Here is an 18,264-nt window from a genome sequence, read left to right as displayed (position 1 = left end):
CTAATGACATTCTGGAGCATTTTACGCCAGCGATGCTGGGGACTTATTCTGGTGGTTATCGGTGTTTGCGTAATCACTTTTATTATTTCGCACCTGATACCTGGCGACCCCGCGCGGCTATTGGCGGGCGATCGCGCCAGTGATGAAATTGTCGAAAATATTCGCCAACAGTTGGGGCTGAACCAGCCGCTGTATGTCCAGTTTTTTCGCTATGTCAGCGACATTTTTCACGGCGATTTAGGCACCTCTATTCGCACCGGACGTCCGGTGCTGGATGAGCTGCGCATCTTCTTCCCCGCCACCCTTGAGCTGGCTTTCTGCTCCTTGTTGCTGGCGCTGGTTATCGGTATTCCTTTGGGCATTTTATCTGCGGTCTGGCGCAACCGCTGGCTTGATCACCTCGTTCGCCTGATGGCAATCACCGGTATCTCCACGCCAGCATTCTGGCTGGGGCTGGGGGTTATCGTGCTGTTTTATGGTCATCTGCAAATTTTACCCGGCGGTGGACGTTTAGATGACTGGCTGGATCCGCCAACTCACGTCACCGGGTTCTATCTGATTGATGCACTGCTGGAAGGCAATGGCGAAGTCTTTTTCAATGCGCTTCAGCACCTGATCCTGCCATCACTGACGCTGGCCTTTGTGCACCTGGGGATCGTTGCCCGCCAGATTCGCTCCGCCATGCTGGAGCAACTGAGTGAAGATTACATTCGCACCGCTCGTGCCAGCGGGTTGCCGGGCTGGTACATCGTGTTGTGTTACGCGTTGCCAAATGCGCTTATCCCCTCGATAACCGTTCTCGGCCTGGCATTGGGCGATCTGCTCTACGGTGCGGTGCTGACTGAAACGGTCTTCGCCTGGCCGGGAATGGGCGCCTGGGTGGTGACGTCGATTCAGGCGCTCGACTTCCCGGCGGTAATGGGATTTGCCGTGGTGGTCTCTTTCGCCTATGTGCTGGTTAACCTGGTAGTGGATTTACTCTACTTGTGGATCGATCCACGAATTGGACGCGGAGACGCACAATGATGCTCACACAAGAAACGCCAGCCGCGCCTCAGACAACACGCCGTCGCACGGACTGGGCTAAACTGTTCTGGATGATGAAAAGCAGCCCGCTGACGCTGGTTGGCGGGGTCATCATTGTGTTGATACTGCTGCTGATGGTGCTGTCGCCGTGGATAATCCCTCACGACCCTAATGCCATCAATTTGAGTGCGCGCCTGCTGCCCCCGTCAGCCGCTCACTGGTTTGGTACCGATGAAGTCGGCCGCGATCTGTTCAGCCGCGTTCTGGTGGGTAGCCAACAATCGGTCGTTGCGGGTCTGGTCGTGGTGGGTATCGCCGGGGGATTGGGTTCGCTGCTGGGCTGTTTGTCTGGCGTCATGGGCGGACGCGCCGATGCAATTATTATGCGAATAATGGACATTATGCTGTCCATTCCCTCGCTGGTGCTGACGATGGCGCTGGCCGCCGCGTTGGGTCCAAGCCTGTTTAACGCCATGCTGGCGATTGCTATCGTACGTATTCCGTTTTATGTGCGCCTCGCACGCGGTCAAACGTTAGTAGTGCGCCAGTTTACCTATGTGCAGGCGGCGCGGACCTACGGCGCATCACGCTGGCATCTGATTAGCTGGCACATTTTACGTAACTCTCTGCCCCCGCTAATTGTGCAAGCGTCGCTGGATATCGGCAGTGCGATCCTGATGGCCGCCACGCTCGGATTTATCGGTCTGGGCGCACAGCAGCCCAGCGCTGAATGGGGAGCGATGGTCGCAATAGGCCGTAACTATGTGCTTGATCAGTGGTGGTATTGCGCTTTCCCCGGCGCCGCCATTCTGATTACCGCCGTGGGCTTTAATCTCTTTGGCGATGGTATTCGCGATCTGCTTGACCCGAAAGCCGGAGGAAAACAGTCATGACACAACCCGTGCTGGAAATCGAAGATTTGCATTTGAGTTTTCCCGGCTATAAAGCTGACGTGCATGCGCTTAACCATGTATCGCTGCATATCAACCGCGGAGAAATCGTTGGCGTGGTTGGTGAGTCCGGTTCCGGTAAGTCCGTGACGGCCATGCTCACCATGCGTCTGCTGCCGGAAGGCAGTTATCATATCCACCAGGGACGCGTTTCGCTGCTGGGGGAAGATGTGCTCAATGCCAGCGAGAAGCAAATGCGCCAATGGCGCGGCGCACGCGTAGCGATGATCTTTCAGGAACCCATGACGGCGCTGAATCCGACCCGACGCATCGGTCAGCAAATGGTGGAGGTTATCCGCCATCATCAGGCGTTAAGCCGCACGGATGCCCGTCAGAAAGCCATCGCTTTACTCCAGGAGATGCAAATCCCGGACGCGGCGGAAGTCATGAAGCGTTTCCCGTTTGAGCTTTCCGGCGGGATGCGCCAGCGCGTAATGATAGCGCTGGCCTTTTCGTGTGAACCGGAGCTTATTATTGCCGATGAACCGACCACCGCTCTGGACGTCACGGTGCAACTGCAGGTGCTGCGTTTGCTGAAGTTAAAAGCGCGAGCCAGCGGGACAGCCGTGTTATTTATCAGCCATGATATGGCAGTGGTTTCACAGTTATGCGACCGGTTGTACGTCATGTATGCCGGAAGCGTGATTGAGAGTGGCCCAACGCAAACCGTTATTCAACGCCCGACGCATCCCTATTCCATTGGTCTGCTGAAATGCGCGCCGGAACACGGCGAGCCGCGCGCATTGCTGCCCGCCATTCCCGGCACCGTGCCGAACTTAACCTGCTTACCGACGGGATGCGCGTTTCGCGAGCGCTGCTTTGCCGCTGGCCCCCGTTGTGAAGAAACACCTGCGTTACGCAGTCAGGGAGGCGGGGATCAACAATCTGCCTGCTGGTATCCGCAACTGGAGACAACACATGTCTGATTTTTTACTGGCGCTGCAGAATGTTCATGTCAACTTCCCTGCGCGTAAAAACTGGCTCGGCAAGGTAACGGAACGGGTGCATGCGCTCAATAGTCTGGATTTACAGATCCGTCAGGGGGAAACGCTGGGGATTGTTGGCGAGTCCGGTTGTGGAAAGAGTACGCTGGCGCAACTGCTGATGGGGATGCTGAAACCCAGTCAGGGCAACTATGCGCGCCGTGGTGACAAGCAGCATACCGGTATGCAAATGGTCTTTCAGGATCCCCTTTCATCGCTGGATCCGCGCTTACCGGTATGGCGGATTATCACCGAACCGGTGTGGATCCAAAAACGTCCTGCAGAACGTGAGCGCCGTATGCTTGCTGAAGATTTGGCGCGACAAGTGGGAATTCGTCCTGAATATCTCGACCGCCTGCCGCATGCGTTTTCCGGTGGACAGCGCCAGCGTATTGCCATCGCCCGGGCGTTGTCATCAGAGCCGGACGTGATTGTGCTTGATGAACCTACTTCGGCGCTGGATATCTCCGTGCAGGCACAAATTCTCAATCTGCTGGTGTCATTGCAGGCGCGCAGAAACCTGACCTACGTGCTGATCTCGCACAACGTGTCGGTGGTCCGCCATATGAGCGACCGCGTGGCGGTGATGTACCTCGGGCAAATTGTTGAGCTGGGCGATGCGCAGCAGGTTCTCACGCAGCCCGCCCATCCCTACACGCGATTATTGCTGGATTCGGTCCCTAAAACGGGAGCACCGCTGGCGGAGGATTTGGTGTTACGGAAAACCGAACTACCGGGGAACCGAACGCTGCCCCAGGGTTGTTTTTTCCGTGACAGGTGCCCACTGGCGACCAGCGGCTGTGAGAAGAAACAGGCATTGCTGAAAAGTGATAGCGGAGGTGAAGTTCGCTGCTGGCGGGCGGTTGCATGAGCTGAACGGTTGGCGTATTGCGTGAGAGTCAGGTGCAATACGCCTTTTTCAGTGAATCCACCAGCACTTCAGAAGCGGTAGATAACTTATGATGCGCCGAACGCAAAACGCCGATCCGACGCTGGATCACCGGCGTATCCAGATCGATACAGGTTGCGCCCAGCTCTGTCATTTGCGTACGGCACAATGCGGGCACGGCGCTGCCGCCCAGTCCGCTCGCCACCAGGCGACCAACCGTCACCAGTTGATGGCTCTCCAGCGCCACCTCCAGCGTATGCCCACTTTGCACCAGCTGTTCTTCCAGCATCAGGCGCACGGCGGAAGGACGTTGCAGGGTGATAAAATCCAGCGTCAGCAATTCGCGCCACGCAATACGATCCCGGCCCGCCAGTTTGCATGTCGGCGGAACAATCGCGATAAAACGATCCACGCCGAGCGGGGTGAAATGCAGATGCCCTGAAGAGTCCGGCTCAAAGGCAATGCCCATCTCCACCCGCCCTTCACTGACCATCTCAATCACTTGTTCGTTAATCACGTCATGTACCGTTACGTTGATCCCGGAGTAGGAATCACGAAACGTTTTCAGTACCGATGGCAGGACGTTAGCGGCGAATGAGGGCATGGCGGCAATAGAAATTTTCCCGCGCTGCAGCGTAAAGCGTTGGCGCATTGCCTCTTCCGTATTCTCCCAGTCCGCCAGCAGCTGTCGCCCCATGTTGAGCAGCGTTTCTCCCTCCTGCGTCAGGGTCACTTTGCGGGTGGTTCTCAACAGTAACGCCCCGCCCAGTGAATCCTCCAGTCCTTTAATCGCCAGGCTTAAAGCGGGTTGCGACATATTCAGTCTTTCACTGGCATGAGCAAAATTCAGAGTGTGAGCTACCGCTAAAAACGCGCGTAACTGTTTGATGCTCATTCCCATTTCGCATTCCTTTAACCTGTTGAATACCTTTAATTAACATTAAATTGATAAAAAAACCCAATGAGTGAGTCACAAATTTAAAATTAACAAATCATTTTTCACCCCCAATGATGTCGGCAAGGACAACAGGAGGGGCAAGTATATGGCTGGACTGGATAAACGGGTTGCCACCTATCAAGAGGCGCTGGAAGGACTGACCGATAACATGACGCTGCTGGCGGGCGGTTTTGGCTTATGTGGGATCCCCGAGAACCTGATTGCCGAAGTACGCCGTCGGGAGGTTCAGGGGCTTACGGTTGTGTCAAACAACTGCGGCGTGGATGGTTTTGGCCTTGGCGTTCTGCTGGAAACGCGCCAGGTACGCAAAGTGGTCGCATCTTATGTAGGTGAAAACGCCCTGTTTGAGCAGCAGGTTCTCAGCGGCGAACTGGAAGCTATTCTGACGCCACAAGGCACGCTGGCTGAGCAGTTGCGCGCGGGCGGCGCGGGGATCCCGGCATTCTTTACCGCGACCGGATACGGAACCCCGGTCGCGCAAGGGAAAGAAGTTCGCGAGTTTGCCGGACGCCCTTACATCTTAGAGCAGGCGATAACCGGTGATTTTGCGTTGGTTAAAGGCTGGAAAGCCGACTGGTACGGCAACGTTATTTATCGCCACACCGCACAGAATTTTAATCCGCTGATGGCTGCCGCTGGGCGTATTACCGTCGTGGAAGTTGAAGAAATTGTCCCTCCCGGAGAGCTGGACCCCGCCGCAATTCACACCCCCGGAATTTACGTTAACCGCATTATCCAGGGCCAGTTTGAAAAACGTATTGAACAACTCACCCTGCGCCAGAAAGGAGCCTGACCATGTTAACGCGTGAACAAATGGCGATGCGTGTCGCCCGCGAACTGCGAGACGGTTATTACGTCAACCTTGGGATTGGTATTCCTACTCTGGTGGCGAACTACATTCCTGAAGGCATGGACGTAATGCTGCAATCGGAAAACGGCTTGCTGGGTATGGGCCCATTTCCCACGGAAGACGAAATTGATGCTGACATGATCAACGCCGGGAAACAGACCGTGACGGCGCGCAAAGGCGCGGCAATCTTCGACTCGGCGCAATCCTTCGCCATGATCCGTGGCGGTCACGTCGACCTGACGGTGCTCGGCGCGTTTGAAGTGGATGTTAACGGCAATATCGCCTCATGGATGATCCCCGGAAAAATGGTGAAAGGCATGGGCGGCGCGATGGATTTGGTTGCCGGAGCCGACAACATCATCGTGGTGATGACGCATGCCTCTAAAAGCGGCGAGTCGAAACTGCTTCCCGCCTGCACCCTGCCGCTGACCGGCGTGGCCTGTATTAAACGCGTGCTTACCGATCTGGCGCTGCTGGAGATTTCCGACGGGGCGTTCATTCTGCGCGAGCGAGCGCCGGGCATCAGCGTCGATGAGATTGTCGCCAGAACCGCCGGCAAGCTGATCGTTCCCGAAAATGTCCCCGAAATGCACTTTAGCTGAGGAGCTGACCATGCAGGATGTTGTTATTGTCGCGGCAACGCGCACCCCAATTGGCAGTTTTCATGGCGCGCTGGCGCCGCTTTCCGCGGTTGAACTAGGTTCAGTGGTGATCCGTGCGCTGCTGGAAAAAACCGCCGTGGCACCTGAGCAAATTGATGAAGTGATCTTCGGCCAGGTTCTGACGGCAGGCTGCGGCCAGAACCCTGCCAGGCAAACGGCGTTACGCGCAGGACTGCCGGTCACCACGCCCGCGTTAACCCTGAATCTGGTGTGCGGCTCGGGCATGAAGGCGGTGCATCAGGCGGTCCAGGCGATTCGCTGCGGCGATGCGCAAATTGTGATTGCCGGTGGGCAGGAGAGCATGAGCAATGCGCCCTATTTCCTCGACGGCGCCCGGGCGGGACTGCGGCTCGGTCATGCCAGCATGAAAGACAGCGTGGTGCATGACGGTCTGTGGGATGCGTTTAACGACTATCACATGGGGATTACCGCGGAAAATCTGGCGGATAAGTTCGTGATCGGTCGCGAGCAGCAGGACGCCTTTGCCCTGCGCTCACAGCAAAAAGCGGCCGCCGCCATTGAAGCCGGTCGTTTTAGCGCGGAAATCACGCCAGTCAGCGTCCCGCAGGGCAAAAAACCGCCGCGTGTCGTGGATCGTGACGAACAGCCTCGTCCGGATACGCAGGCTGAAAAGCTGGCGCAGCTCAAACCAGCGTTTCGCCCAGGTAACGGCACGGTGACCGCCGGGAATGCCTCTTCAATCAACGATGGCGCCGCCGCAGTGATGTTGATGAGCGCCGCCAAAGCAGCAGAACTCAATCTGCCGGTTCTTGCCAGAGTGGCGGGCTACGCTGTCTCCGGCGTCGACCCTGCGATTATGGGTATTGGGCCGGTAGAGGCATCACTTCAGTGCCTGAAGCGAGCTGGCTGGACGTTGAATGATGTCGATCTCATTGAAGCCAACGAAGCCTTTGCCGCGCAAGCGCTGGCGGTTGGCGAATCCCTGAACTGGGACAGCAATCGGGTGAACGTAAACGGCGGCGCGATTGCGCTGGGCCATCCCATTGGCGCGTCAGGTTGCCGAATTCTGGTGACTTTGCTGCACGAAATGGCCCGCCGTAACGCCGCCAAAGGGCTGGCTACGCTGTGCGTAGGCGGCGGTCAGGGGGTGGCGCTGGCGGTTGAGCGCCCGCAGGAGGTATCTCATGAAAAGTAAGCATATCTGCGTACTGGGCGCGGGTTTAATGGGTGTCGGTATTGCCACCCACTTCGTCCGTTATGGTCACGATGTCTGGCTGTACGACACCGATAGCAACCGTATTGCAGACATTGGCGCAGTTGCCAGCGGTATTCTGGATGAACTGATTGCCACCGAACAGTTTCCTAAAAACGACAAAGAACAGGCTGTGAGTCGTCTGCATGGCACTACCTCACTGCAAGATATCGCCGCGTGCGGGTTACTGATCGAAGCCATCCCAGAGAGACTCGAACTCAAGCACGCGTTGTATGCACAACTGGAAGCACTGATCGCGCCTGAGGCCGTCATTGCCAGTAACACCAGCGGCCTGCCGCCGGATGCGCTGGCAGAAAAGCTCGCCCATCCTGAGCGGTTGTTAATCGCCCATTTCTGGCACCCGCCGCATTTTATTCCGCTGGTTGAGATTGTACCCGGCACGGCCACGAAGCCGGAATATCTGCAGGAGCTGCAACAACTGCTGCTTTCGATGCAGCTGGAAGCCGTCGTGCTCGACCGCGCCGCGCCGGGGTTTGTCGGTAATCGCCTGCAGTTCGCTCTGCTACGTGAAGCGTTGCATATCGTAAAAAGCGGGATCGCCAGCGCAGAGGTGGTGGATCAGGTAATGCGCGCCTCGCTCGGTCGTCGCTATGCGATGGTCGGTCCGCTGGAGGCGGCGGATATGACCGGACTTTCTACGGTACAGGACATTTGTCGGCATCTGCTACCGGAGCTGGCAACCGGGAGCGACATGATGTCTCTGGTCACTGACAAGGTGGCTAACGGTGATACCGGTTTGCGCAGCGGTCAGGGATTTTATCGCTGGGATGATTCGCGCAAGGAATATATCCAGCAACGCAGAGAGCATCAGCTGCGCTTTGCCCTGAAACCGTAACTTCTCTTTCTGTACCCCACTATAACAATGATATTGAGGAGTCATGATGAGTGTATTAATCGCCCTGGCAGCGTTGGGCCTGCTGATGCTGGCAGCCTATCGCGGATATAGCGTCATCCTGTTTGCCCCCATCGCGGCATTAGGTGCTGTATTGCTCACCGAACCCAGCGCCGTCGGCCCTGCCTTCACCGGCCTGTTTATGGAAAAAATGGTCGGTTTTGTGAAGCTTTACTTCCCGGTGTTCTTACTGGGCGCTGTGTTTGGCAAGTTAATCGAGTTATCGGGTTTTTCTCGCTCCATCGTTGCTGCCGCTATCAACATTCTCGGGCGTCGTCACGCCATCCCTGTGATTGTGCTGGTGTGTGCACTGTTGACCTACGGCGGCGTATCGCTGTTCGTGGTGGCATTTGCGGTGTATCCGTTTGCGGCGGAGCTGTTCCGTCAGAGTAATATTCCGAAGCGCCTGATTCCGGCCACCGTTGCGCTGGGCGCGTTTTCCTTCACCATGGACGCTCTGCCAGGCACGCCGCAGATCCAGAACATTATTCCGACCAGCTTCTTTGGAACTAACGCCTGGGCCGCGCCCTGGCTGGGTTTGATCGGCTCTCTGTTTATCATCGTTGTCGGTCTGGTTTATCTCGAGCGCCAGCGTCGTAAAGCGCAGGCAAAGAATGAAGGGTATGGCACTGAACTGTTAAACGAGCCGGAAACGCCGGATAACATTAACCTGCCGAACCCGATAATTGCTATCTCTCCGCTGATCCTTGTTGGCGTTTTTAACCTATTATTTACCCACTGGATCCCGCAATGGTATGGCGCTACGCATCAACTGGAACTTCCGGGCCTTGCCAAACCGATTACCACCGAAGTCGGTAAAATCACCGCTATCTGGGCGGTAGAAGCGGCGCTGATTTCTGGGATCCTGCTGGTGGTACTCTTCGGCTATCGCAACATTAAAGGTCGCCTGGCGGAAGGGAGCCGAACGGCGGTTGGCGGCGCGATCCTCGCGGCCATGAACACCGCATCAGAATACGGTTTTGGCGCAGTGATCGCCGCCCTGCCAGGTTTCCTTGTGCTGTCAAAAGCGCTGGCGGCCATTCCCGACCCGCTGCTCAATGAGGCTATCAGCATCACCACGCTTGCCGGGATCACCGGCTCGGCGTCTGGCGGGATGAGTATTGCCCTCGCCGCCATGTCTGACACTTTTATTGCCGCCGCCCATGCCGCCAATATTCCCCTCGAGGTCTTCCACCGCGTGGCGTCAATGGCCAGCGGTGGTATGGATACCCTGCCACATAACGGTGCGGTCATTACCCTGCTGGCCATAACCGGTCTTAGCCATCGTCAGGCGTACGGCGGGATATTCGCCATTACCGTAATTAAAAGTCTGGCCGTGCTGTTTGTTATCGGCGTCTTCTACACCACCGGAATTGTTTAAGGAGAATCATCATGAACTTAACGGGAAAAACCGCTCTGGTTACCGGCTCTACCAGCGGTATTGGATTAGGCATCGCACAGGTGCTGGCGCAAGCGGGCGCTACCCTGATCCTTAACGGATTTGGTGATGTGGAAGCCGCCAAAGATGCCATTGCACAATATGGCAAAACGCCAGGCTATCATGGCGCGGACCTGAGCGATGAAGCGCAAATTGCCGACATGATGCGCTATGCCGATAGCGAATTTGGCGGTGTGGATATTCTGGTCAACAATGCCGGGATCCAGCATGTTTCACCGGTGGAGACCTTCCCGGTTGATAAATGGAACGCGATTATCGCCATTAACCTCTCTTCTGTCTTTCACACCACGCGCCTGGCGCTTCCCGGCATGCGTACGCGTAACTGGGGACGCATCATCAATATCGCTTCTGTTCATGGCCTGGTGGCCTCAAAAGAGAAATCCGCCTATGTGGCGGCGAAGCACGGCGTGGTGGGATTAACCAAAACCATTGCGCTGGAGACCGCGCAGACGGGTATCACCTGCAATGCGCTGTGCCCCGGTTGGGTGCTTACGCCGTTGGTCCAGCAGCAAATCGATAAACGTATTGCCGAAGGCGCTGAGCCTGACGCCGCGCGTGACGCCCTGCTGGCGGAAAAACAGCCGTCGCGCGAATTCGTCACGCCGCAACAGTTGGGTGAGCTTGCGCTATTTTTGTGCTCAGACGGGGCGTCGCAGGTGCGTGGTGTGGCGTGGAATATGGATGGCGGCTGGGTGGCGCAATAAAGACATCTGGTGCCGGATAAGACCCCGTCGCATCCGGCACACCATCTTTACGATTTTAACTGATAATCCAGCGTGATTTCCGCGTTCAGTACCTGTGATACCGGGCAGCCGGCTTTTGCTTTCTGGATGATGCCGTCAAACGTGGCGGCATCTATCCCCGGGACGCTCACCTGACTGTGTAGCGCGACTTTGGTGATAGCAAATCCGGCATCCACTTTATCCAGAGAAACATCGGCAGTGGTATCAATGGCATCTGGGGTAAAACCCGCTTCGCCCAGCATGAGCGAAAGCGCCATTGAGAAGCAGGCTGCATGCGCCGCGCCAATCAACTCTTCAGGATTGGTGCCTTTCGCCCCTTCAAATCGGGTATTAAACCCATACGGTTGCTGATTCAACACCCCACTTTCGGTCGACACGGTACCTTTACCGCGCTTAATGTCGCCTTCCCAGTGTGCCTGACCTTTCTTATGGATAGTCATTACCGCTCTCCTGTGTTGTCGTTGGAGTTACAAGTATAGGACGGCTGAGAAAAAGCATGGCACATACGGGATAGTTCTCATTTGCCGCTTAAGCATTGACCTTTCAGCTGAAATGACCGACCATCCAGAAAGCCGCTATTTTTAACATCGGCTTTCTATCAGGTTGTATTTCGTCCGTTCTCATACGGACTCGCCCTTGAAACCAGTAACAGGATTAAGGAGTTAGAATGAAATCGAACCGTCAGGCCCGTCATATTCTCGGACTGGACCACAAAATCTCAAATCAACGCAAAGTCGTGACCGAAGGTGACAAAACCAACGTGGTCAATAATCCTACCGGAAGAAAGCGCCGCGCTGACGGCAAATAGCCTTTCGCACGTCTGACTGAATAACGAGATAAACACCATTGCAACCGCAGTGGTGTTTTTGCTTATAAAACCCCTTAACCCATTCACAATGCTTTATACTTCGGCCGTTTCCCTGGCGGACAGGCCACATACGATCATAAAGAGTGCCAGGGACGGTTATTCAAAAAAGAGTGAGTGACATGGAAAACGAAACTAAAAAACTGCGTTCCCTTTACATCCCCTACGCTGGCCCGGTTCTGCTGGAATTCCCTTTACTGAATAAAGGGAGTGCTTTCAGTGCGGAAGAACGCCGTAACTTCAACCTGCTGGGGTTACTGCCGGAAGTGGTCGAGACGATTGAAGAACAGGCTGAACGCGCCTGGATCCAATATCAGGGATTCAAAACCGAAATCGATAAACATATTTACCTGCGCAACATCCAGGACACCAACGAAACCCTGTTTTACCGGCTGGTGCATAATCACCTTGATGAGATGATGCCGGTTATCTATACCCCAACGGTTGGCGCGGCCTGTGAGCGTTTCTCCGAGATATATCGTCGCGCGCGCGGCGTGTTTATCTCTTATCAGAACCGCCACAATATGGACGATATCCTGCAAAACGTTCCTAACCACAATATCAAGGTCATCGTTGTCACCGATGGGGTGTAGATTCAATCTGTCAATGCAACACCCCTTTCAATTATCTCTTTCGGTGTTTTGAACTTCAGTGTCTTTCTCGGTCTGTTGTTTAGCTGAGCAGCAACCAGATCTAGTTCATGTTGAGTATATTGGGCAAGACATGTCTTTTTAGGAAAGTACTGCCGAATTAGCCCATTTGTGTTCTCATTTGTTCCCCGCTGCCAAGGACTCTGAGGATCGCAGAAGTAAACTTTAACGCCGGTGCTGACAGTAAATTCTAGATGTCTGGCCAGTTCCATTCCTCTGTCCCATGTCAGTGATTTTCTGAGTTCTGACGGTAAACTCAGGAATTTGTCGGTAAGAGCCTGATTTACTGAGACAGAATCTTTGCCCCTGAGTCTAAGGATGATCGTATAACGTGATTTTCGGTCTACAAGTGTGGCTATATGAGAGTTTTTTGTACCTGAGACTAAATCGCCCTCCCAATGCCCCAGAGAGCGTCTGTTATCGATATTTCGGGAACGTTCGTGAATTGGTGTTCCGTTCACTATGTTAATCGTACCTCTTTCGCCTTTGCGGGTATGACGCCTGCCATGGCGAAGGCTATGCGACCGTCGCAGATGCTGTATATTCAGGTGGTGTAGCGCTTCACGGCTACGAAAGTACAGCGTTTTATAAATTGTCTCAGGTGATATTCGCAGCGTTTTTTGACGTGGTTTTGTTCGCCTTAACCATCCTGATATTTGCTCTGGAGACCATTTCATCTCCAGCTTTTCCAGAACAAGCTTTCGCAATGGCAAATTTTGATCCAGTAAGCACGGTTTTGGCCTTTTCGCCATTCTGTTGGCTCGGTTATTAGCATCAACAGCTTTGTAATAGCGTCTGCCCCGATTACGCTGAACTTCACGTGAGATCGTCGAAGGACTGCGATTCAGCGCAGTAGCTATCGCACGAATGCTCATTTTGGCTGACAAACCAGCTCGTATCTCCTCGCGCTCAGACAGTGTCAGGTGAGCTACAGCCCGCTTACGCTCATGGGGTTTTATGCCGCCAGTATCCCTTAACATAGTGAAGATCGTTCCGGGTTTTGAACCCAGGATATTCGCTATTTCACTGAAGCCTGTTCCGTTCTTCCATAGTTCAAAAACAGAGGCTTTTTCCTCTGCTGTAAATGTTCGTCTCATTCAAAAAACCTCCGCAACCCCATGTTTTCACATAACTGTTGCGTTGACCAATTGAATCTACAGGAGCGTATTTTGGGTCTTGGCGATCAGGGGATCGGCGGGATGGGTATTCCAATCGGTAAACTGTCGCTGTATACCGCGTGTGGTGGGATCAGCCCGGCCTACACCCTGCCGGTGGTACTGGACGTCGGAACCAACAACCAGCAACTGCTCAACGATCCGCTGTATATGGGCTGGCGTAATCCGCGTATCACCGATGATGAATACTACGAATTTGTCGATGAATTCATCCAGGCCGTGAAGCATCGCTGGCCGGACGTGCTGTTGCAGTTTGAAGACTTTGCACAGAAAAATGCCATGCCGCTGTTGACCCGCTATCGCGATGAAATTTGCTCGTTTAACGACGATATTCAGGGTACCGCTGCGGTAACCGTTGGCACGCTGATTGCGGCCAGCCGTGCGGCCGGTAGCCAGTTAAGCGAACAGAACATTGTCTTCCTCGGGGCAGGTTCCGCCGGTTGCGGAATTGCCGAGCAGATCATCGCGCAAATCCAGCGTGAAGGTTTAAGCGAAGAAGCGGCGCGTCAACGCGTGTTTATGGTCGATCGCTTCGGCCTGTTAACCGATAAGATGCCGAACCTGCTCTCTTTCCAGACCAAACTGGTGCAAAAACGCGAAAATCTGCAGCACTGGGATACGCAAGAAGATGTGCTGTCGTTACTCGATGTGGTACGCAACGTTAAGCCGGACATCCTGATTGGTGTTTCCGGACAGACCGGCCTGTTTACCGAAGAGATCATTCGCGAAATGCATAAGCATTGCCCGCGTCCGATCGTCATGCCGCTGTCTAACCCGACTTCCCGCGTAGAAGCCACGCCACAGGATATTATCGCCTGGACCGAGGGTAACGCGCTGGTTGCGACCGGTAGCCCGTTTGCACCGGTACTGTGGAAAGAGAAAATCTATCCCATTGCCCAATGTAACAACGCCTATATCTTCCCGGGTATTGGTCTGGGGGTAATTGCTTCTGGCGCATCGCGTATCACCGATGAAATGCTGATGTCAGCCAGTGAAACGCTGGCGCAGTATTCACCGCTGGTGCTCAACGGCGAAGGACTGGTGTTACCTGAGCTGAAAGATATTCAGACCGTTTCCCGCGCCATCGCGTTTGCCGTCGGTAAAATGGCCCAGCAGCAAGGCGTGGCGGTGAAAACCTCCGCCGAAGCGCTGCAACAGGCGATTGACGATAATTTCTGGCAGGCAGAATACCGCGACTACCGTCGTACCTCTATCTGACGGTTTGCCCGGCGGCACGTTGCTGCCGGGCGCTCAGAACTTGCGCGACTGCGTGACTTACGATTACACTTTCACCATCGATTAACATTTGGGAAATAATAAGGAGGATACTTATGCTGTACTGTGAACGTTTTATCGTTTCACATGCTTTTGGCGATCGCCAGTGCTCAAGCGTTATCGGTATCGTGCTGCGATAACTTCTGCTTGAGCGAAGCTAACTTCTAAATCCCCTTCTCTCGGGCTTACCGGGTTATCGTCAGCGATGTTTGACGAGGCGTTTTTACGCCTGTAACTCTTGAGTAAGCAACAATGAGCACATTACTAACCGCACAATCCTTACACGTTGATACGGCATTCGGCACGCTATTCGACGATCTTTCCTTTACCCTGAAAAAAGGCGACCGCGTCGGGCTTATCGGCTACAACGGCTGCGGCAAAAGCACGCTGTTAAAACTGCTCGATGGCACAATTTCGCCGACCAGTGGGATTATCGCGCAGGCAAATCACTGCCATCTCGCCCGTGTAGAACAACATCTCCCAGACGAAATACTGCCGCTCACGCTGCAGGAAGCCGTTCTGGCTCAACTGCCCGAGCATGAACGCGCAGGTCAGCAGTGGCGAGTTGAAGCACTGCTCGCCGAAATGGGGTTCACGCCGGAGAATTTATCTCTGACAGCACACACGCTGAGCGGCGGCCAACACACGCGTCTGTTATTGTCGCGGGCGCTGATGCGAAACCCTGACCTGCTGCTGCTGGATGAGCCGGGTAACCACCTGGATCTGCCAACATTACTGTGGCTGGAACAGTTCTTACAAAACTGGTCTGGCAGTTTTGTGGTGGTTTCCCACGACCCGCAACTGTTAGACGCGGTGACTCACGGAACCTGGATCCTGCGCGATCGAACTCTTCATGCCTTCGATCTGCCCTGTAGCGCAGCGCGTCAGGCTCTGGCAGAAAGAGACATCAGCGATGCTCTGCGCCATAAGGCTGAGCAAAAGGAGATAGACCGGGTGACCGCCAGCGCCAAACGGCTGGCTACCTGGGGGCGGGTCTACGACAACGAAGATCTTTCCCGCAAGGCCAAGCAGATGGAAAAGCAGGTACAGCGCCTGAAAGAGGTACAGACTGAAGTGACGTCAGGAAGTCAGTGGACACTAACATTGCAGGGAGATGCCCTGCGTGCGGATCGTTTGCTGGAGATGACTAATCTGTCCGTGGCCCCTGCTCCCGACGCCGATACGCTGTTTTCCATTGCCGGTCTCCGGTTAAAAAGCGGCGATCGCGTGGCGATTGTCGGGCGCAACGGTTGCGGGAAATCATCGTTGTTAAGGCTTATCTGGCAACAGTTTCACTCACAACTGGCATCACCTTCACTGGTGTTGCACCCGCGCGTTACGTTGGGCTATTACGACCAGACGCTGCACCAACTCGCAGATAACGATTCGTTATTTGACGCGCTGGAGCCGTTTGCTCCGCAGCCTGATATCCGCAAAATGGCGCTGATTAGCGCGGGTTTTCCGTGGGTTCGTCACGCGCAGCGGATCAGTTCCCTAAGCGGCGGTGAGCGCTCCCGGCTGCTGTTTGTTGGGCTAACGCTTGCGCGCTACAGCCTGCTGATGCTCGATGAACCGACCAACCATCTGGATCTGGAAGGTAAAGAGGCGTTAGCAGAAACGCTGCAAAGCTATAACGGCGGCGTGTTGTTGGTCAGTCACGACCGTCAGCTTATCAGCCAAAGCTGTAACCGGTTTTGGTTGATCGACAAGGGCGAACTCAGTGAATGGCACGATCTGGACGCGGTCAATGCGCGTATTCGGGAAACATCCTCGGAGATAACCGTTCCCAAAACGGTGGTCGATGCAAGAGCCGAAACAAACGGTGACAGCGATGGATTGCTGGAACAACTTCTTGAGCTGGAGCAGCGTCTGGCTGACGATCTTGCCCGCAAGCCAAAACATCAAAAGCCGCTGTTACAGGCGCAATGGCGTGAGGAGATTGAGCGCCTGAACTCACAACTGGAGTAAACCGTATTGCCGGATGGCAGGCCTACATCAGCAAAATGCGCGTGTAGGGCCGTCATCCGGCTTATCGAAATATGACGTTTTTTGGGCAAAAAAATGGCGCTACAGGTGTAGCGCCATTACGATCAGGGCACGTCAGGAGTTAGTTAACCCCTTCCTCGCTCTCTTTTTTCGCTTCTTGTCGTTCAACTTCGCGATACCAGCGTGGGTGATGTTTCTTCGCCCAGCGACGGCTCACTTTCCCTTCGACCATGCCTTTAATCGATCCTTTCACCCAGAATGCCATATACATGTGGATGAGGATGGCGTGCATCAGGATAATCCCCGCAGCCGCATGGATAAGCAGGCTATAGCGCACGACCTGCATCGGGAAGAACTGCGCAAAGTACGGACGCCAGATAATGATGCCGGTGATCAGCAGCACGAAAATCATGCTCATGATCGACCAGAACATCATTTTCTGCCCGGCATTGTACTTACCCACGTCCGCCACTTTGTGTTCATTGCCTTTCAGCACTTCCACAATGTTTTTCAGCCACGGGATATCTTTTTTATCCGGGATGTTGTGGTGAACAAAGCGTACAAACATGAACATCAGCGCCACGAAGATCAGCAGTCCGAAGAACGGGTGCAAAATGCGCCCCATCTGCGGCGTACCGAATGTCTGCGTCAGCCATTGCAGAGTCGGGAAGAAAAACGAAATCCCCGACAACGCCACCAGGAAGAAGCAGATCACCACTGTCCAGTGACAGGCGCGGTCGATAAACTTCGTGCGCACAATCATTTTCGACTTACTCATGATGATCCTCCTCGTCGTCGTCCACTTCCTTATTCGGACCGATACCAATGTAGTGGTAAATCAGTCCGGCGAAGGTGGCGATAAATCCGGCAGCGGCCAGCGGTTTTAGCGCCCCTTTCCACAGATTGATAGAGGTATCGATCTGCGGTTCTTTCGGCAGGCCGTGATACAGCTCCGGCTGGTTGGCATGATGCAGAACGTACATCACGTGCGTGCCACCCACACCTTCCGGGTTGTAGAGACCGGCATGTTCATAACCGCGTGCTTTCAGTTTTGCCACTCGCTGTTCGCCCATTTCCAGCATTTCCTGCTTGGTACCGAAATGGATTGCCCCGGTCGGACAGGTCTTCACGCAGGCAGGTTCCTGCCCGACGCTGACGCGGTCCACACACAGCGTACATTTATATACGCGGTTATCCTCTTTATTGAGGCGCGGAATATTAAATGGACACCCGGCAATACAGTAGCCGCAGCCAATGCAGTGCTCTGACTGAAAATCAACAATCCCGTTGGCGTACTGGATGATAGCCCCGGCAGACGGGCATGCCTTCAGGCAGCCCGGATCTTCACAGTGCATACAGCCGTCTTTACGAATCAACCACTCGAGCTTGCCGTTCTGTTCGGTTTCGGTAAACCGCATCACCGTCCAGGACTTGGCGCTAAGATCGGCAGGGTTGTCATACACCCCGACGCAGTGGCCGACTTCATCACGGATATCATTCCACTCTGAACATGCCACCTGACAGGCCTTACAGCCTATACAGGTGGAAACGTCGATCAGCTTTGCGACCTCAGCTTTGTAATCACGGGCCTGAGGCGGCGGCGTGATGGCGTTTGTTGCGGACCGTTTGATGATGTCCTGCGTTTCCATAGACATATGTTCGCCTCC

The 18,264-nt window shown here is 54.6% G+C and carries 17 protein-coding genes and 2 pseudogenes; 14 read left to right on the top strand and 5 right to left on the bottom strand.

Annotated elements, in window-relative coordinates; genetic code table 11:
* Nucleotides 1-3: 3 nt before the first annotated feature.
* Genes HV345_RS12195 through HV345_RS12180 form a run of 4 tightly spaced genes read left to right on the top strand, consistent with a single transcriptional unit; the run spans nt 4 to nt 3,830 of the window.
* Nucleotides 4-1,026, top strand: coding sequence for an ABC transporter permease (locus tag HV345_RS12195; protein WP_016153091.1), 1,023 nt, complete (start codon nt 4-6; stop codon nt 1,024-1,026).
* Complete coding sequence (ddpC, locus tag HV345_RS12190) at nt 1,023-1,919, top strand: D,D-dipeptide ABC transporter permease (protein ID WP_181635596.1); 897 nt, start codon at nt 1,023-1,025, stop codon at nt 1,917-1,919. The genes HV345_RS12195 and ddpC overlap by 4 nt, the downstream gene beginning before the upstream one ends.
* Nucleotides 1,916-2,902 (top strand): ABC transporter ATP-binding protein, encoded by a 987-nt coding sequence (locus tag HV345_RS12185; RefSeq protein ID WP_016156537.1) that lies wholly within the window; start codon nt 1,916-1,918, stop codon nt 2,900-2,902. The genes ddpC and HV345_RS12185 overlap by 4 nt, the downstream gene beginning before the upstream one ends.
* Nucleotides 2,895-3,830: an ABC transporter ATP-binding protein gene (locus tag HV345_RS12180; protein ID WP_181635595.1), complete on the top strand. Its 936-nt coding sequence runs from the start codon at nt 2,895-2,897 to the stop codon at nt 3,828-3,830. The genes HV345_RS12185 and HV345_RS12180 overlap by 8 nt, the downstream gene beginning before the upstream one ends.
* Nucleotides 3,831-3,858: 28 nt before the next feature.
* On the opposite strand, the gene HV345_RS12175 is transcribed toward HV345_RS12180, so the two are convergent.
* Nucleotides 3,859-4,749, bottom strand: coding sequence for a LysR family transcriptional regulator (locus HV345_RS12175; protein WP_016153095.1), 891 nt, complete (start codon nt 4,747-4,749; stop codon nt 3,859-3,861).
* Between the two features lie 142 nt (nt 4,750-4,891).
* Between HV345_RS12175 and HV345_RS12170 the strand changes: the two genes are divergently transcribed.
* Genes HV345_RS12170 through HV345_RS12145 form a run of 6 tightly spaced genes read left to right on the top strand, consistent with a single transcriptional unit; the run spans nt 4,892 to nt 10,607 of the window.
* A complete protein-coding gene (locus HV345_RS12170) occupies nt 4,892-5,599 on the top strand; it encodes a CoA transferase subunit A (protein ID WP_181635594.1) in 708 nt (235 codons plus the stop codon).
* A 2-nt stretch (nt 5,600-5,601) separates the two neighbouring features.
* Nucleotides 5,602-6,258 carry a CoA transferase subunit B gene (locus tag HV345_RS12165; RefSeq protein WP_080858776.1) on the top strand — a complete coding sequence of 219 codons (657 nt, stop codon included), beginning with the start codon at nt 5,602-5,604 and terminating at the stop codon, nt 6,256-6,258.
* A 10-nt stretch (nt 6,259-6,268) separates the two neighbouring features.
* Nucleotides 6,269-7,474: an acetyl-CoA C-acetyltransferase gene (locus tag HV345_RS12160; protein WP_016156539.1), complete on the top strand. Its 1,206-nt coding sequence runs from the start codon at nt 6,269-6,271 to the stop codon at nt 7,472-7,474.
* On the top strand, nt 7,464-8,387 hold the full coding sequence (locus tag HV345_RS12155) for a 3-hydroxyacyl-CoA dehydrogenase family protein (protein ID WP_181635593.1): 924 nt from the start codon (nt 7,464-7,466) through the stop codon (nt 8,385-8,387). Before HV345_RS12160 ends, HV345_RS12155 begins: the two co-directional genes overlap by 11 nt.
* Before the next feature lie 43 nt (nt 8,388-8,430).
* Nucleotides 8,431-9,825: a GntP family permease gene (locus HV345_RS12150; RefSeq protein ID WP_196615732.1), complete on the top strand. Its 1,395-nt coding sequence runs from the start codon at nt 8,431-8,433 to the stop codon at nt 9,823-9,825.
* A gap of 11 nt (nt 9,826-9,836) precedes the next feature.
* Nucleotides 9,837-10,607, top strand: coding sequence for a 3-hydroxybutyrate dehydrogenase (locus HV345_RS12145; RefSeq protein WP_047359111.1), 771 nt, complete (start codon nt 9,837-9,839; stop codon nt 10,605-10,607).
* A gap of 47 nt (nt 10,608-10,654) precedes the next feature.
* On the opposite strand, the gene HV345_RS12140 is transcribed toward HV345_RS12145, so the two are convergent.
* Entirely contained in the window at nt 10,655-11,086 is a 432-nt protein-coding gene (locus tag HV345_RS12140) for an OsmC family protein (protein ID WP_019076792.1), read from the bottom strand.
* Between the two features lie 227 nt (nt 11,087-11,313).
* Here HV345_RS12140 and sra point away from each other — a divergent pair, with 227 nt between their 5' ends.
* Together sra and maeA are read left to right on the top strand one after the other, a co-directional pair.
* Nucleotides 11,314-11,454, top strand: a complete 141-nt coding sequence (gene sra, locus HV345_RS12135) for a stationary-phase-induced ribosome-associated protein (protein ID WP_006684530.1) — start codon at nt 11,314-11,316, stop codon at nt 11,452-11,454.
* Between the two features lie 179 nt (nt 11,455-11,633).
* Nucleotides 11,634-12,098: pseudogene (gene maeA, locus HV345_RS12130) on the top strand (malate dehydrogenase); the annotation flags it as partial.
* A gap of 8 nt (nt 12,099-12,106) precedes the next feature.
* Here the strand turns inward: maeA and HV345_RS12125 are convergent.
* Nucleotides 12,107-13,258: an IS30-like element IS30 family transposase gene (locus HV345_RS12125; RefSeq protein WP_001254932.1), complete on the bottom strand. Its 1,152-nt coding sequence runs from the start codon at nt 13,256-13,258 to the stop codon at nt 12,107-12,109.
* A gap of 60 nt (nt 13,259-13,318) precedes the next feature.
* Between HV345_RS12125 and HV345_RS12120 the strand changes: the two are divergent.
* Together HV345_RS12120 and HV345_RS12115 are read left to right on the top strand one after the other, a co-directional pair.
* A pseudogene (locus HV345_RS12120) lies at nt 13,319-14,554 on the top strand (NAD-dependent malic enzyme); the annotation flags it as partial.
* A 309-nt stretch (nt 14,555-14,863) separates the two neighbouring features.
* A complete protein-coding gene (locus HV345_RS12115) occupies nt 14,864-16,579 on the top strand; it encodes an ABC-F family ATP-binding cassette domain-containing protein (RefSeq protein WP_181636681.1) in 1,716 nt (571 codons plus the stop codon).
* Between the two features lie 139 nt (nt 16,580-16,718).
* Here HV345_RS12115 and fdnI read toward each other — a convergent pair whose 3' ends face one another.
* Together fdnI and fdnH are read right to left on the bottom strand one after the other, a co-directional pair.
* Nucleotides 16,719-17,375: a formate dehydrogenase-N subunit gamma gene (fdnI, locus tag HV345_RS12110; RefSeq protein ID WP_016153106.1), complete on the bottom strand. Its 657-nt coding sequence runs from the start codon at nt 17,373-17,375 to the stop codon at nt 16,719-16,721.
* Complete coding sequence (gene fdnH / locus HV345_RS12105; RefSeq protein WP_016153107.1) at nt 17,368-18,252, bottom strand: formate dehydrogenase N subunit beta; 885 nt, start codon at nt 18,250-18,252, stop codon at nt 17,368-17,370. The genes fdnI and fdnH overlap by 8 nt, the downstream gene beginning before the upstream one ends.
* Nucleotides 18,253-18,264 lie beyond the last annotated feature (12 nt).

The sequence above is a fragment of the Citrobacter sp. RHBSTW-00986 genome, from assembly GCF_013783065.1.
Classification (GTDB): domain Bacteria; phylum Pseudomonadota; class Gammaproteobacteria; order Enterobacterales; family Enterobacteriaceae; genus Citrobacter; species Citrobacter braakii.
Note: the sequence above shows the minus strand (reverse complement) of the source record. Positions and strands in the feature narration are given on the sequence as shown.

Excerpts from the sequence above, each read along its gene's own strand:
- sra (WP_006684530.1), top strand. The coding sequence starts at position 11,314 with ATGAAATCGAACCGTCAGGCCCGTCATATTCTCGGACTGGACCACAAA.
- HV345_RS12175 (WP_016153095.1), bottom strand. The coding sequence starts at position 4,749 with ATGGGAATGAGCATCAAACAGTTACGCGCGTTTTTAGCGGTAGCTCAC.
- HV345_RS12140 (WP_019076792.1), bottom strand. The coding sequence starts at position 11,086 with ATGACTATCCATAAGAAAGGTCAGGCACACTGGGAAGGCGACATTAAG.
- HV345_RS12170 (WP_181635594.1), top strand. The coding sequence starts at position 4,892 with ATGGCTGGACTGGATAAACGGGTTGCCACCTATCAAGAGGCGCTGGAA.
- HV345_RS12185 (WP_016156537.1), top strand. The coding sequence starts at position 1,916 with ATGACACAACCCGTGCTGGAAATCGAAGATTTGCATTTGAGTTTTCCC.
- HV345_RS12160 (WP_016156539.1), top strand. The coding sequence starts at position 6,269 with ATGCAGGATGTTGTTATTGTCGCGGCAACGCGCACCCCAATTGGCAGT.
- HV345_RS12155 (WP_181635593.1), top strand. The coding sequence starts at position 7,464 with ATGAAAAGTAAGCATATCTGCGTACTGGGCGCGGGTTTAATGGGTGTC.
- HV345_RS12115 (WP_181636681.1), top strand. The coding sequence starts at position 14,864 with ATGAGCACATTACTAACCGCACAATCCTTACACGTTGATACGGCATTC.
- HV345_RS12180 (WP_181635595.1), top strand. The coding sequence starts at position 2,895 with ATGTCTGATTTTTTACTGGCGCTGCAGAATGTTCATGTCAACTTCCCT.
- fdnI (WP_016153106.1), bottom strand. The coding sequence starts at position 17,375 with ATGAGTAAGTCGAAAATGATTGTGCGCACGAAGTTTATCGACCGCGCC.
- HV345_RS12150 (WP_196615732.1), top strand. The coding sequence starts at position 8,431 with ATGATGAGTGTATTAATCGCCCTGGCAGCGTTGGGCCTGCTGATGCTG.
- ddpC (WP_181635596.1), top strand. The coding sequence starts at position 1,023 with ATGATGCTCACACAAGAAACGCCAGCCGCGCCTCAGACAACACGCCGT.
- HV345_RS12145 (WP_047359111.1), top strand. The coding sequence starts at position 9,837 with ATGAACTTAACGGGAAAAACCGCTCTGGTTACCGGCTCTACCAGCGGT.
- HV345_RS12125 (WP_001254932.1), bottom strand. The coding sequence starts at position 13,258 with ATGAGACGAACATTTACAGCAGAGGAAAAAGCCTCTGTTTTTGAACTA.
- HV345_RS12165 (WP_080858776.1), top strand. The coding sequence starts at position 5,602 with ATGTTAACGCGTGAACAAATGGCGATGCGTGTCGCCCGCGAACTGCGA.
- fdnH (WP_016153107.1), bottom strand. The coding sequence starts at position 18,252 with ATGTCTATGGAAACGCAGGACATCATCAAACGGTCCGCAACAAACGCC.
- HV345_RS12195 (WP_016153091.1), top strand. The coding sequence starts at position 4 with ATGACATTCTGGAGCATTTTACGCCAGCGATGCTGGGGACTTATTCTG.